A 13,972-nucleotide genomic window follows, 5' to 3' on the forward strand; every position below is an offset into this window, starting at 1 on the left:
TGTGAGGGCAGAACAACTTTATTGGATTATATTATTTACAGTTTCCGCCGTTCATATAGGCTTGTTTTATTACGTCTTTAACTGGCATTTTTCCATATGGATAATGGCTCTTATACTGATAGCAGGAGTATGTTTGTTTTATAAACGTGGAAAAGCTCTAATAACTGAATTGGGATGGAGGCTTCATGCTTTATTCTGGGTTGTGCAAGCAATTATTGCGGCAGTAGCACTAACTTTGAAGGCGGAATGGCTTTGGCTCGTTTCTTTCCTGCTGTTCTGGGGTATTGAATTCATTAGAAATATGGTAACAGTGGAATTGTCAGAAGTGAGAAGAGAATTAGCAGAAACTGACAGGGAACGAGAAAAAATGAATGAGACGTTTCGAACAGTTAGAAGTGAACGTCATGATTTCCTGAAGCATATAGCTGCCATTCATTATATGGTCGAGAAAAATGAATTTAAAGAAGCCGCTGCTTATTTGAATGTACTTGTTGATGGCTATAAGGAAACAAATCTCTCTATTAAGGGTGAAAGTGGAGCAGTTGCTGCTGTTCTGCATCAACATTATATGAAAGCGCAAAAAGAAAGTATAGAAGTAATTTACGATTTAGATGTACCGATTTCTGTCATGCCGGTGCCAGATAAAGAGCTTGTCGCTCTTGTTGGAAACTTGCTTGAAAATAGTCTTGAAGCCTGCCTTGAATGGCAAAAAGCCTATCAGCAGCAAGCCTTTATCACATTGAATTTAGTGAAACGAAGTGGATTATATATATTAACCTTAAGAAATCGCACAATGCCCATCCCTGCAAAAATATTGGATCGGCTCTATATTCAATTTGGGAATTCAACAAAGGCAGGAAGCGATAGGGGTATCGGAACAAAGGTAATATATGAAATTGTTAAAAAGCATCAAGGTGTTTTGGATTTTGTTTATAAGGAAGAAGAGTTTACGGTCAAGATTAAACTGCCAGCTATCCGCTGATTTAATTTATTTATGAGGTTTAAAGCTGCCTTCTTTTCAAATAATAAGAGCATTATATGAAAAAGGAAGGTGTTTATGAAGTTACTTCTATTAGCACTTATAACCGGGTTTTTGACAGGTTTCATCTTCGCTTTACTCAAGCTGCCAATACCAGCACCAGGGGCATTACCAGGGATAATCGGAATTGTTGGCATTTATGCAGGGTTTAAAGTATATGTTGGCTTAGAGCCATGGATCTCAAGCCTGTTCTCGAAGCATTGATAAAAGGGATAGGCTGGGATAGAAGTAAGTGAACCAGCGTAATGACCGAACTACTTAATCAACTATGATTAAATGGTTCGGTTTTTTGTTTTTAGTTTTAATACAAAAAATTAGAAATTTTGGTGGAATGGAGCGGAGACCACTCGACTCCTGCGGGAAATAGGGGACGCTTTAGACCTCGCAGAAAACGAGTGGACGAGCGCGCAATGAAACGAACTAATTTTAACTCCCTATTTTATTTAGACACAACCTTCATTTTTCAAATTTAGTTGTAATTCTATTATTCATGTTTAGAAAGGTGATCTTTTGTTTTGTCCCAGCCTCTTCTTTTTCTATAGAGAACCAATCATCAATCACAAATTGCGGGAATATTCCTGTTAATATTGACAATATTCGTAACATTTAGTGTAAAGTATTTTCATTTAATCCTTTACTTGTTATGGTGTACTTGGTGGAGGATTTATTGGCTGCTAAGGTTGCAATGGTTACATTTTGTTCTATCATTTAATGTCTTTTTTCTATAAGTGTTAATTACCGTTGAGGAATAAAACTTTCATCCTGCTAACACGTTTGTTTACTAAACTGTCACTGGTTTATCTAATTTTAACGAAACAGATTTCCTTAAAAGGAAACTAATCTTAGAAAATGAGGAATTAACCAGAAAGGAGTTTGAAGGGATTGAAGCTTGTTCAATATTATAATTATACAAACCTAGCCTTATTTAAAACAAAAGCGCAATTTAATCAGTCTGTTAGTGCCTATAAACAATATATAACCGTTATGTCATTAAGACACGATATTCGTTACAAGCTTTATAGAGTATTTAATTATTTAGCAAGTCAAGCTAGGCCGAATTTAGGTGTTTTGTCAAAGGACAATAAACAAATATCCGTAGATTTAGAAATCAGTACAAGAACCCTTTTAAAATATTATGAACGTTTAGTTGACCTTGGAATGGTAGAGCTAATTAATCTTAAAGATACGACAACGTATATATTTATTATTAACCCAATTACATTAAATAAGGCTGCAGATTTTACAATAAAAACTTTGTAACGATGATATATAAATAAGTTAAATGAGGACTAAAATTTAATCATTGTATATTTTTAAATTTTTATGTCTCAGCTGTACTAAATTTGTTAGAAAGAAAGCTATCTTTCTCCAAGAACTAAGGAGGGAGACAGCATCCTTGCTGTCTCCTTCTTTGAGGATTAATTCCATTCTAATGTTGCTCCGCCGATTCTTTTAACTCCGCGAATCTTGCTTAAGTCCTCAACAAGCTGTAAACAAGCTTGATCCTTCAGCTTTGCCTCAATCATGAAATCGACGTCCATCTGAAGAGGACGCAATAGCTGGATGAGTGGTTTGACAAACTCTGCGTTAACAAAATCTGCGTGTGAGCGGAATGTCTTCTCAGACTTGGGAGAAGACAAATGGATTTTCGGAGTAAGTCCGCGGTGTTTCCAAGTTTCAAATATTGGCAATAAAAGCTCATCTAACGGTTTATCACATAAGTTTGCCATATGATGATGATAGTCAAAGACAAGCGGAATTGTTTCGTTTTGACATACTGTTAATGTTTCCTCTGTGTTATATGTCTTGTCGTCATTTTCTAATGTCATTACCTTTTTGATATGTGATGGCAATGTCTTGATATTTTCATAAAAGCGGATAAGTGTTTGCTCCTTGTCACCGTATGTGCCGCCAATATGAATATTAATAACACTTCTATCCTCTACTCCCATTGCTTCTAACATTTTGTAATGATATTCCATATCTATGACAGCATTCTTTGTTACTTCCGGTCTTGGCGAAGTGAATAACGTATATTGATTAGGATGAAAGCTGACTCGCAGTCCATGCTCCTTTACGAGTTGTCCAATTTCTGCAAACTCCTCCTTAAATGGCGTGAGATAATCCCACATAACATCAGGGTGGGTTGCTAGTGGAACAATGGAGCTCGACATGCGGTACAGCATGATTTCGTGCCCAATATTGTAATGCAATGCTCTTTTTGTGTTGGTAAGATTTGTTTTTGTTATTTCCAGCAGCCTTTGTTTCCGTTCTTCCTCAGGCAGTTCTTTGTAACGTGCAAAGGTCATTGTTTTGGAGGGCGAAGCGTCCCAAAGGTTCGTCGCTGTGGAAACATATCCAAATCTGAATTTCATCTTCGTTCTCCTTTCCCTTTTCAAAAATTTACAGCAGAGGAGCAAATATTCTGGCGATCCATTCTAGCAATACTGTTTTCGGTTTAGGCTTTTCTAAGTATTGAAGCGTGTATTCTTCTGATACGGCAATATCCTTATCAACAAAGCTGTTCATTTCTGTAATAAAGCTAGGTTCAAAAATACTGCAAACCAGTTCGTGGTTCAAGAAAATGCTTCTCTTATCAAAATTAGGTGTGCCGACAAGACAAATTTCGTCATCTGCTGTAACAATCTTACCATGAAAAAAACCATGTTTATAATGATAAGCCTTTGCACCACCCTTTAACAGGGTACGTAAGTAGGGGAAGGAGGCTTCCTTTACTAAAATATGATCAGGCTTTGTTGGCAATAGCAGGGTGATTGTGACGTTTCTGTCTTGAGCCATGCTAAGCTCTTTCATTATCCTTTTGCTAGGGATGAAATAGGGAGTTCCAATAAATAGAGTTTTCCGTGTATTGCGGATAAGTCCGCAAAGAACATCCTCTAAATAGACTCCTTGGGTTGGAATAATCTGATGTCTGGCATTACCTTTAGGCTGTTTGGGAAAGTAAATAGGGTTTTGAAGCAGATTTGTTTTTGTGGCATCGGTCCAGTCTAGTAAAAATTCACGCTGCAGGTCATCAACACCCTGACCTGTCATTTTAAAATGGTAGTCCCTCCACGGACTTAATTTTAAATTGGCGTGAATATAATCTTTACCAATATTAAAACCGCCAACATAGCTTGTTTTTCCATCAATTATGGAAATCTTCCGGTGATTTCTAACCTGCAAAGAATAGAAAAATGGCAGTGTTGGTTTATTGCAATATGCAAACTCTACTCCTGCCTCCTTTAACTTATTGCGGATTTTTTTTCTGACCTGAAAGCTTCCGAGCCAATCCAGCAACAGTCTTACCTCAATCCCATCTTGTGCTTTCCTTTCAAGAATTTCTAAAAACTGTGTGCTAATTGTATCTGCTTTTACCGTGTAAAATAATATATGTATATGCTTTTCGGCATTTTCCAGCTCTTGAAATAAGTCTGGAAAGAGGTCCTTACCGTCGTTGAAGATTTGAAAGTTACTTTCCCGAAACGGATAATTTCTTCTCGTAACCTTTCGCTTAGTGATAGCTTTGCCGACAATGAAATCTATATAAAGTAAAAAAATGAGCATTAACAAAACACAAATGATGATTAAAAAAGTATACATAGAAGTTCCCCCTTGGATATGTATTGTTTCCCGTTTTCACCTATTCTATAAGAGAGGGAAAGAAGACTTGTGGAACTTTCCGTAATACCGTAGGCAATAAAGAAAAGAAAAGCTAAATAAACCTTAGCTAGAACTAGCATATTCGCTAGAAATTTGTTTATAATGGAGAATATGTATTTTTTCTCTTTACTATGAAATGGAAACTGTATAAAATGAAACTCCATGAGGAAATAAATGTTAAGACAAAAAGATTTCCGCCTACATGCAAATGAAGAAAATGTCTTTAATAAATGTGGTATAACTACATACAATCCAATTCGGATAAAGAGCAGATAGCGAAGGGAAGTGCCAAAATGAGTGTTGATAAGTTTACAAAAGAAGAATTAAATGAAATGTCATTAATTGAAATTGCATATGAACTATTAAATGGTGCAAAAACACCATATTCTTTCAATGAAATTGTGAAGGAAGTAAGCAGGCTAGTGGATTTGTCTGAAGATCAAATCAATGATAGACTTGCACAATTCTATACAGATATTAATATTGACGGACGCTTTCTGTCATTAGGAGATAATCGTTGGGGATTACGTACATGGTATCCTGTTGATAAGTCAGAGGAAGATGTCGTTACGGTAACGAAGCCGAAGAAGAAAAAAGCGAAAAAAGCTGCTGAAGATGATTTCGACGATTATGATGACAGTGTAGAAGAAGATTATGAAGAGTTTGATGAGGACGATGATGTCGAAGATGAGGACGATTTGCTAGATGACGACCTAGCAGATGACGAAGAAGAAGACGATGACAGCTTTGACGAAGATGCAGAAGATAGTTTTGAAATCGACGAAGATGAGCTGGATGAGGATTTAGACGAAGAAGATGATGAAGAAGATGAGGATGAGTTTGAAGACGAGGATGAGGAAGATAAATAAGACCCTTGACTTTTAGATGCCTTGCTTGTAAAATCATTTTTGGGCTCCTTAAAAAAGGAACGAACTGATATTTGCTTAAATAGCGCTCCCCTTACTTGAAAAAGTAAGCGGAGCTTTTTTGTTTTTATAAAATGATTTTCAGGCCGCAGAACCTGTTTTAAATGATTAGGGCAGGGCGCTGAAAGGCTTTTTTATAAAAGTGGCTTTACAGCAATTGTTTCACTCCCCTCGAAAAAAATATTCGAATATTTTTCTTTAAATAAAGACAAATATGCACAAACTTTAACTAAGGGGGATTATAAAAATGACAAAATATATTTTTGTTACAGGTGGGGTTGTTTCATCACTTGGAAAAGGAATTACTGCAGCTTCATTAGGAAGACTGCTAAAAAACCGTGGAGTGAGCGTAACCATTCAAAAATTCGATCCATATATTAACGTGGACCCAGGTACAATGAGTCCATATCAGCATGGTGAGGTTTTTGTTACAGATGATGGTGCGGAAACAGATCTTGACCTAGGACATTATGAGCGTTTTATTGACATTAACCTAACGAAGTACAATAATGTCACAACAGGAAAAATCTACTCAACTGTACTACGAAAAGAGCGCAGAGGAGACTATTTGGGAGGAACTGTTCAAGTTATCCCTCATATTACGAATGAGATTAAAGAAAGAGTATTCCGAGCAGGCCGTGAAACAAATGCTGATGTTGTTATAACGGAAATCGGGGGAACTGTCGGTGATATCGAGTCATTGCCATTCTTAGAGGCAATCCGCCAAATTAAAAATGATATCGGCAGAGAAAATGTAATGTATATTCACTGTACATTAGTGCCTTATATCAAAGCAGCTGGCGAAATGAAAACAAAGCCAACACAGCACAGTGTTAAAGAGCTTCGCAGCTTAGGTATTCAGCCAAATGTAATTGTAGTGAGAACAGAAAAGCCAATTTCACAAGATATGAAGGATAAGATTGCTTTATTCTGTGACATTGACACAAATTCTGTTATTGAATGTCAGGATGCAGATACATTGTATACAATTCCATTAGCACTTCAAGAACAAAACTTAGATCAAATCGTATGTGACCACCTGCATCTTAAATGTGGGGAAGCGGATATGGAAGAATGGATTGAGCTTGTTGATAAAGTCCGCAACTTATCGAAAACAGTTAAGATTGCTCTTGTCGGAAAGTATGTTGAGCTTCAAGATGCTTACATTTCTGTTGTGGAAGCATTAAAGCATGCAGGATATGCATTTGACGCAGATATCGAAATTGACTGGATCAATGCAGAGCATGTTACTGCTGAAAATGCGAAAGAATTGTTGCAGCATGCAGATGGAATCCTTGTACCAGGAGGATTTGGTGACCGTGGTGTTGAAGGGAAAATCATTACAACACAATATGCGCGTGAAAATAAAGTTCCGTTCTTCGGAATTTGTCTTGGAATGCAAGTAGCGTCCATTGAGTTTGCTCGCAATGTTTTAGGCTGGAATGGAGCTAATTCTTCTGAGTTGGATGAAAAAACTTCATACCCTGTTATCGATTTGCTGCCAGAGCAAAAGGATATCGAGGATCTTGGAGGAACTCTTCGTTTAGGTCTATATCCATGTAAATTAAAAGAAAACACAAAAGCATATGAAGCATACCAAGATGAAGTTATCTATGAAAGACATCGTCATCGTTATGAGTTCAATAACCAATATCGCCAAGAGATGGAAGACGCTGGTTTCGTGTTCTCAGGAACAAGTCCTGACGGCCGTCTAGTGGAAATTGTCGAGCTTAAGGATCACCCTTGGTTTGTAGCATCACAATTCCATCCAGAATTCATCTCAAGACCAACAAGACCACAACCACTATTCCGTGAATTTGTAGGATCTTCCTTGCGTTTCTCTGAGAAATAAGTGATTAAAAAAGCTAACCTTTTTAAAAAGGTTAGCTTTTTTGTTTACAGTTCAAATTCCTTAATAAATTCATCCAACGTAAACTTGATGCCATAATAGACAAATAAAGCAGCGACAGAAGCGGGATAACCGAAGCGATTGCCTTCTTCATCAGGCAGCAGGCCTTTCGTCAACTTAAGGTCAATATGAACATCTGCAATGTCTTGTAGTCCTTCTAAATCAGCAGACATTATGGTGCTAACTGAGACAAAAGGAATAAATTCTTCGGCAAGCTTCTTGGCAAAAGGTAGAAGCTCCGGATCATCTGACGTTCGTGAGAACATTAAGAAGCGGTCATTTGGGTTAACATTATCAATCGAGTGCTCCTCTGTCCATTCTTCTGCCCCTTGTAGTGGTTCAGCACTATACAAGCTTTCAGAAACAACTGCCTTCATTTCATTAGTGGCATAAATGAAGATTTTTCCATCACCGCCAAGAGCTTGGGCAAGTATTCTGGCACTATCCTCAATTGATTCTTCTTCCTTTTCGTGAAGTCTTTTAAATAAACCACTTAATTGAGTGGAGAACATTTTTAGCAATGTGAGGCACCCCCATAGTTATTTTTCATCATCATATCCATTGATAGGGAAAGTTTGACTGATTCAATAGTATTATAAGGAAAGTGCAAGAAAAGGCAAAATTTATGCCTGTCAGCAGGAAAATGTCAATAAAAAGTAGAAAGTTATTTATAGAGAAAAACTTTGTTATATAATGGATGTAATTGGGTCTATTGTCTAAAATAGTCTTTTTTGCTGTGTCGAATATCAGCAGCCGGTTGTCAGATATAGGGGAACATCTTTTTCATTTTCAAAAATAGAGAACAATTAGGAAGGGTAGGGTCTAAAATGAAAGGGAAAATATTAATCGTGGATGACCAGTTCGGTATCAGAATTTTATTAAATGAAGTGTTTCAAAAAGAAGGCTACAAAACATTTCAGGCTGCAAATGGAGTGCAGGCGCTAGAAATAGTGACACAAGAGGTTCCTGATTTGGTACTTCTTGATATGAAAATCCCTGGAATGGATGGCATTGAAATATTAAAACGGATGAAAAAGCTTTACAAGGATATTCGTGTAATTATCATGACGGCATATGGTGAGCTTGATATGATTCAGGAAGCAAAGGATCTTGGAGCATTGACACATTTTGCAAAGCCATTCGACATTGATGATTTGCGTGCGGCAGTTAAGGAATATATCGTCAGCTAAAGCATTGAACTAACTGGAGCCTTTCTAAGGCAATTATACCAGGTAATTTTTACGAATACATATTAACCAAAAAATTGATAGAGCAATTAATTTGCTCTATCAATTTTTTGGATAAAACTAATTTTTTTATGACATTTTATAAAAAATGGTTGGATAGATAGCATTTCTCTACTTATTTTGGTATGATTACCTATGGAATTTAAAAGCTAATTGATTCGTTTTATTTTACTAGGGGTAATGTATACATATTCACAATTCTCTTTGGAGAATTTAATAAAGGTTACCTTGTAAAAAGGACGATCATAATAAGGAGGAAGAAATATGCCTTTAGTTTCAATGAAAGACATGTTAAACAAAGCAAAAGCAGAAGGCTATGCTGTTGGTCAATTTAACTTAAATAACCTTGAGTTCACTCAAGCAATTCTTCAAGCTGCAGAAGAAGAAAAATCTCCAGTTATCCTTGGGGTATCTGAAGGTGCTGCTCGTTACATGGGTGGTTTCACAACTGTAGTTAAAATGGTAGAAGGTTTACTTGTAGACTATAAAATCACTGTTCCAGTTGCTATTCACTTGGATCACGGTTCAAGCTTCGAAAAATGTAAAGAAGCTATCGACGCTGGATTCACTTCAGTTATGATCGATGCTTCTCACCACCCATTTGAAGAAAACGTTGAAACAACTAAAAAAGTTGTTGATTACGCTCATTCAAAAGGTGTTTCAGTTGAAGCTGAGCTTGGAACTGTTGGCGGACAAGAAGATGATGTTGTTGCTGAAGGCGTAATCTACGCTAATGCACAAGAGTGTGTTGAGCTTGTTAAACGCACTGGCATCGATACTCTAGCTCCAGCACTTGGTTCTGTTCATGGACCATACAAAGGTGAACCAAACCTTGGTTTCAAAGAAATGGAAGAAATCGGTAACCTTACTGGTCTTCCACTAGTATTACACGGAGGAACTGGTATCCCAACAAAAGATATCCAAAAATCTGTTTCTCTTGGTACAGCTAAAATCAATGTTAACACAGAAAACCAAATCGCTTCTGCTAAAGCTGTTCGCGAAACATTGGCTGCTAAACCTGAAGAGTACGATCCACGTAAATACTTAGGACCAGCTCGTGACGCTATTAAAGCAACTGTTATTGGCAAAATCAAAGAATTCGGTTCTTCAAACAAAGCGTAATATAACATAAATGATCGAAACCGCCCTTAATGGGCGGTTTCCGTTCATTTACTGTATTTTAGAAAGTCAGTCGAATAAACAGACATATTGTCGGTTATGATGTATAAAGAATGATAATTCCCCATTTGAAGACTGGCTGAAGCTGCTTAAAGGAACAAGACAAGCAGTCCCCATCTGGACTAGACTAAAAGCACCTTTATGTTCAACACATCCAGTATTCTAGTTATCAAGCTTCTATTGAAAAAACACCCAGATTTTATTAATTATTAATTTCACCGTTCGTAAATTAGACTTGGCGATATTAATTTTGATGCTACTTGAGATTTATTAGCCCAAATTAGGAAAGGCCTAACTGTCCTTAAAGGATACCTGGACAAGTTTTTGCCCTCCTTAACATTGTGCATGTGCTAGCACTTTTCCTATCTTCTTTAAATTTTGGTATAATAATTGAATCAGTAGGAACTCATAATTGATATTACTTTCAAGACTTAATTCAATTTTTATATTCCTGTAAACAGGGAAGTTGGCAAAGCAGTACTTGCCCAAAGGGAAAGGGGCCGCAAAACGGCTAAGTAATTTCGGATAATACGAAAATTACATAATTAAGTACACGCATTGCTTGGCTTAGAAGGGAGTTAGAAATGGAAAAACTTATGATTGCAGGTGGATCACCATTAAAAGGCACGGTACGCATTAGCGGTGCAAAAAACAGTGCAGTTGCACTGATACCAGCCACTATTTTAGCAGAATCTCCAGTGACCATTGAGGGATTGCCTGACATTTCTGATGTACACATATTGAAAGGGATAATGGAGGAATTAGGAGGAAGTGTTTCATTCTCTGATTCTGATATGACGATTGACCCGACTTCTATGATTTCCATGCCTATGCCAAATGGTAAGGTCAAAAAGCTGCGTGCTTCCTATTACTTAATGGGAGCAATGCTTGGCAGATTTAAAAAAGCTGTAATTGGATTGCCTGGAGGCTGCCACTTAGGTCCAAGGCCGATTGATCAGCATATAAAAGGATTCGAAGCATTAGGAGCTCAAGTGACAAATGAACAGGGAGCTATATATCTAAGAGCTGATGAGCTGAGGGGAGCCAGAATCTATCTCGATGTAGTGAGTGTAGGGGCAACTATTAATATCATGCTTGCGGCTGTTAGAGCAAAAGGCAGAACAATTATTGAGAATGCCGCTAAAGAACCAGAAATCATTGATGTTGCTACATTGTTGACTAATATGGGTGCTAAAATTAAAGGTGCAGGAACAGATGTCATTCGAATCGATGGTGTTGATCGTTTAGATGGCTGTCGTCATACCATTATTCCTGACCGAATTGAGGCCGGAACTTATATAATTATTGGTGCAGCGGTTGGTGATGGAATACTGATTGATAATGTAATACCACAGCATTTAGAATCTCTTATCGCTAAATTAAGGGAAATGGGTGTGCATATAGAATCAAGTGGTGATCAAGTATTTGTCAGCTCCAATCCTGATTTGAAGCCAGTGGATATTAAAACCCTTGTTTACCCGGGATTCCCAACAGATTTACAGCAGCCGTTCACATCGCTTTTAACGAAAACAAACGGTACAAGCATGGTAACGGATACAATATACAGTGCCCGCTTCAAGCATATTGATGAACTGAGAAGGATGAATGCCACGATTAAAGTAGAAGGAAGATCGGCAATTATCAATGGACCGGTCCATTTGCAAGGAGCACGTGTTAAGGCAAGTGATTTAAGAGCTGGAGCAGCATTGGTAATTGCAGGATTGATGGCAGATGGCATCACTGAAGTTACTGGTATTGAGCATATTGACAGAGGATATGGACAGCTTGTAGAGAAGCTGAAAGGCTTAGGAGCTTCTATCTGGCGTGAGGGCATGACCCAGGAAGAGTATGAACAAATAAAGAATGGTTGACAGTGATAAAAAGGTGGAATGATGGGTGCTGCTTATCTTTAATGGACCCTTTCTGTAAGTGGAGGACCTATAAAGCGAGGTCAGCCTCATTCTGCCTATTTTTATCTTATGTTGGTGTTCCAAGAAAACGGATTCTTTCCCTATTAAATTGTAGTTGCATATCAACGATTAGATTAGGTAAAATAGAGATTGCTTTTATGCAAAAAACTTCTTAACTTACGGGAGTGCGGGAATTAATACTATACTTCATTAACTATATACATCTTATAGTTTTTTTCTTCTTCAAAAACGTAACGCCTCAAAAAAATAAATACATTCCTTTCCAAATACAATCTTTCGCTAAATGGTAGGAATAACTGAAAATGAAAAAGAGTGGTGGCAAAATGGGATTGAACATATCTAGTTTGGAAAATATGAAATTAAAAGAGCTTTACGAATTGGCTCGTGAATATAAAGTAGCTTATTACAGCAAGCTGACAAAAAAAGAGCTTATATTCTCTATTTTGAAAGCGAGAGCCGAGCAGGAAGGGTATTTCTTCATGGAAGGTGTTCTCGAGATTATCCAATCAGAGGGCTTTGGTTTCTTGAGACCGATTAACTATTCGCCAAGTTCACAGGATATCTACATATCAGCTTCCCAAATCAGAAAGTTTGATTTGCGAAATGGGGATAAGGTTTCAGGTAAAGTGCGTCCCCCTAAAGAAAATGAGCGATACTTCGGCTTGCTGCAAGTAGAAGCAGTAAATGGCGATGATCCGGCAACGGCAAAGGAAAGGGTTCATTTTCCAGCGCTAACGCCATTATATCCAGACAGACAGATGAAGCTGGAGACAACCCAAAAGTATGCTTCAACACGTATTATGGATGTACTTGCACCTGTCGGCTTTGGGCAGCGTGGATTAATTGTTGCGCCTCCAAAAGCTGGTAAAACAATGCTCATCAAGGAGATTGCCAACAGCATCACGACGAATCATCCGGATGCAGAGCTAATTGTCCTTTTAATTGATGAACGGCCAGAGGAAGTAACTGACATCGAAAGATCTGTAAGCGGGGATGTTGTTAGCTCCACTTTTGATGAGGTTCCAGAAAACCATATTAAAGTTGCTGAGCTTGTTTTGGAAAGAGCAATGCGTCTTGTGGAGCATAAGCGTGATGTTGTTATCCTGATGGACAGTATAACAAGACTTGCGAGAGCATATAATCTTGTCATTCCTCCAAGTGGAAGAACATTATCAGGAGGGATAGACCCTGCTGCTTTCCATCGTCCAAAACGCTTCTTCGGTGCAGCGCGTAATATTGAAGAAGGCGGTTCTTTAACAATCCTTGCAACTGCATTGGTTGATACAGGTTCTCGTATGGATGATGTTATTTATGAGGAATTTAAGGGTACAGGTAATATGGAGCTTCATTTAGACCGCTCTCTTGCAGAAAGAAGAATTTTCCCTGCGATTGATATTCGCCGTTCTGGTACGCGTAAAGAGGAACTTCTTATACCGAAGGAACACTTGGATAAATTATGGGCCATTCGCAAGTCCATGTCTGATGCTCCTGACTTTGCGGAACGTTTCTTACGTAAGCTAAGACAAACAAAGTCTAACGAAGAATTTTTTGCGGTATTGTCTGATCAAATGAAGGCAGGAACTGCTGCGAAGCGTTCTTAATTGCTGTTATAGGAAATCATAACCTGGGAAAAATTTCATGATTCAAGACGAGGAAATGAAGTTGCAAAAAGCCCATGTACTTGTTATAATGATGACAGTGTGTTTTTGAAATAATAATGCATGGGAAAAAGCAATGTCCAAGCATTATTCTATAACTCTGTTTCGAAAGTTGCAGGGCGGAAGGAGATGAAAAGGAATGAAAGCAGGAATTCATCCAACTTATAATGAAATTACGGTAAAATGCGCATGTGGAAATGAGTTCACAACTGGATCTGTTGCAAAAGAGATGAAAGTTGAAACTTGCTCTGAGTGCCATCCGTTCTATACTGGACGTCAAAAATTCGCTGAAGCTGGCGGACGTGTTGACCGTTTCAACAAAAAATACGGCATCAAATCGCAACAACAATAATCAACCCAAAGAACAGGCAAGAATGTTTCATACCTTGCCTGTTCTTTCTTTATGATAATCCTACGGAC

General features: G+C 37.8%; 13 protein-coding genes. 10 read left to right on the forward strand and 3 right to left on the reverse strand.

The window, feature by feature from the left end:
• The first annotated feature begins 1 nt into the window (after window position 1).
• The 3 genes from CEQ21_RS14195 (at window position 2) to CEQ21_RS14205 (ending at window position 2,299) form a co-directional block, all read left to right on the forward strand.
• A complete protein-coding gene (locus tag CEQ21_RS14195; RefSeq protein WP_185765082.1) occupies window positions 2–982 on the forward strand; it encodes a sensor histidine kinase in 981 nt (326 codons plus the stop codon).
• Between the two features lie 75 nt (window positions 983–1,057).
• A complete protein-coding gene (locus CEQ21_RS14200; protein WP_185765083.1) occupies window positions 1,058–1,243 on the forward strand; it encodes a XapX domain-containing protein in 186 nt (61 codons plus the stop codon).
• 678 nt (window positions 1,244–1,921) lie between these two features.
• On the forward strand, window positions 1,922–2,299 hold the full coding sequence (locus CEQ21_RS14205) for a hypothetical protein (protein ID WP_185765084.1): 378 nt from the start codon (window positions 1,922–1,924) through the stop codon (window positions 2,297–2,299).
• Window positions 2,300–2,457: 158 nt separating this feature from the next.
• On the opposite strand, the gene uvsE is transcribed toward CEQ21_RS14205, so the two are convergent.
• Both uvsE and cls read right to left on the reverse strand, forming a co-directional pair.
• On the reverse strand, window positions 2,458–3,414 hold the full coding sequence (gene uvsE, locus CEQ21_RS14210; protein ID WP_185765085.1) for a UV DNA damage repair endonuclease UvsE: 957 nt from the start codon (window positions 3,412–3,414) through the stop codon (window positions 2,458–2,460).
• Between the two features lie 28 nt (window positions 3,415–3,442).
• The gene (gene cls / locus CEQ21_RS14215) at window positions 3,443–4,642 is read right to left on the reverse strand and encodes a cardiolipin synthase (RefSeq protein ID WP_185765086.1); all 1,200 of its coding nucleotides are present in this window, start codon (window positions 4,640–4,642) and stop codon (window positions 3,443–3,445) included.
• A gap of 353 nt (window positions 4,643–4,995) precedes the next feature.
• On the opposite strand from cls, the gene rpoE reads away from it, so the two are divergent.
• Together rpoE and CEQ21_RS14225 are read left to right on the forward strand one after the other, a co-directional pair.
• The gene (rpoE, locus tag CEQ21_RS14220) at window positions 4,996–5,571 is read left to right on the forward strand and encodes a DNA-directed RNA polymerase subunit delta (protein WP_185765087.1); all 576 of its coding nucleotides are present in this window, start codon (window positions 4,996–4,998) and stop codon (window positions 5,569–5,571) included.
• 304 nt (window positions 5,572–5,875) lie between these two features.
• Window positions 5,876–7,480 carry a CTP synthase gene (locus CEQ21_RS14225; RefSeq protein ID WP_185765088.1) on the forward strand — a complete coding sequence of 535 codons (1,605 nt, stop codon included), beginning with the start codon at window positions 5,876–5,878 and terminating at the stop codon, window positions 7,478–7,480.
• A 44-nt stretch (window positions 7,481–7,524) separates the two neighbouring features.
• Here the strand turns inward: CEQ21_RS14225 and CEQ21_RS14230 are convergent, their stop codons facing one another.
• Window positions 7,525–8,058, reverse strand: coding sequence for a DUF2529 domain-containing protein (locus CEQ21_RS14230; protein ID WP_185765089.1), 534 nt, complete (start codon window positions 8,056–8,058; stop codon window positions 7,525–7,527).
• Window positions 8,059–8,364: 306 nt separating this feature from the next.
• Between CEQ21_RS14230 and CEQ21_RS14235 the strand changes: the two genes are divergently transcribed.
• The 5 genes from CEQ21_RS14235 to rpmE all read left to right on the forward strand — a co-directional run bounded on the left by CEQ21_RS14235 (window position 8,365) and on the right by rpmE (window position 13,904).
• Window positions 8,365–8,727, forward strand: coding sequence for a response regulator (locus CEQ21_RS14235; RefSeq protein WP_127738990.1), 363 nt, complete (start codon window positions 8,365–8,367; stop codon window positions 8,725–8,727).
• Window positions 8,728–9,048: 321 nt separating this feature from the next.
• A complete protein-coding gene (locus CEQ21_RS14240) occupies window positions 9,049–9,906 on the forward strand; it encodes a class II fructose-bisphosphate aldolase (RefSeq protein WP_127738991.1) in 858 nt (285 codons plus the stop codon).
• A gap of 641 nt (window positions 9,907–10,547) precedes the next feature.
• A complete protein-coding gene (locus CEQ21_RS14245) occupies window positions 10,548–11,834 on the forward strand; it encodes a UDP-N-acetylglucosamine 1-carboxyvinyltransferase (RefSeq protein ID WP_127738992.1) in 1,287 nt (428 codons plus the stop codon).
• A 383-nt stretch (window positions 11,835–12,217) separates the two neighbouring features.
• The gene (rho, locus tag CEQ21_RS14250; RefSeq protein WP_144455129.1) at window positions 12,218–13,495 is read left to right on the forward strand and encodes a transcription termination factor Rho; all 1,278 of its coding nucleotides are present in this window, start codon (window positions 12,218–12,220) and stop codon (window positions 13,493–13,495) included.
• 196 nt (window positions 13,496–13,691) lie between these two features.
• Window positions 13,692–13,904 carry a 50S ribosomal protein L31 gene (gene rpmE, locus CEQ21_RS14255; RefSeq protein WP_185765090.1) on the forward strand — a complete coding sequence of 71 codons (213 nt, stop codon included), beginning with the start codon at window positions 13,692–13,694 and terminating at the stop codon, window positions 13,902–13,904.
• Window positions 13,905–13,972 lie beyond the last annotated feature (68 nt).

The organism is Niallia circulans (genome assembly GCF_007273535.1).
In the GTDB taxonomy this organism is placed as follows: Bacteria; Bacillota; Bacilli; order Bacillales; family Cytobacillaceae; genus Niallia; species Niallia circulans_B.

Coding starts and splice junctions, on each gene's coding strand:
- CEQ21_RS14200 (WP_185765083.1), top strand. CDS start 1,058: ATGAAGTTACTTCTATTAGCACTTATAACCGGGTTTTTGACAGGTTTC.
- uvsE (WP_185765085.1), bottom strand. CDS start 3,414: ATGAAATTCAGATTTGGATATGTTTCCACAGCGACGAACCTTTGGGAC.
- cls (WP_185765086.1), bottom strand. CDS start 4,642: ATGTATACTTTTTTAATCATCATTTGTGTTTTGTTAATGCTCATTTTT.
- rpoE (WP_185765087.1), top strand. CDS start 4,996: ATGAGTGTTGATAAGTTTACAAAAGAAGAATTAAATGAAATGTCATTA.
- CEQ21_RS14225 (WP_185765088.1), top strand. CDS start 5,876: ATGACAAAATATATTTTTGTTACAGGTGGGGTTGTTTCATCACTTGGA.
- CEQ21_RS14235 (WP_127738990.1), top strand. CDS start 8,365: ATGAAAGGGAAAATATTAATCGTGGATGACCAGTTCGGTATCAGAATT.
- CEQ21_RS14240 (WP_127738991.1), top strand. CDS start 9,049: ATGCCTTTAGTTTCAATGAAAGACATGTTAAACAAAGCAAAAGCAGAA.
- CEQ21_RS14245 (WP_127738992.1), top strand. CDS start 10,548: ATGGAAAAACTTATGATTGCAGGTGGATCACCATTAAAAGGCACGGTA.
- rho (WP_144455129.1), top strand. CDS start 12,218: ATGGGATTGAACATATCTAGTTTGGAAAATATGAAATTAAAAGAGCTT.
- rpmE (WP_185765090.1), top strand. CDS start 13,692: ATGAAAGCAGGAATTCATCCAACTTATAATGAAATTACGGTAAAATGC.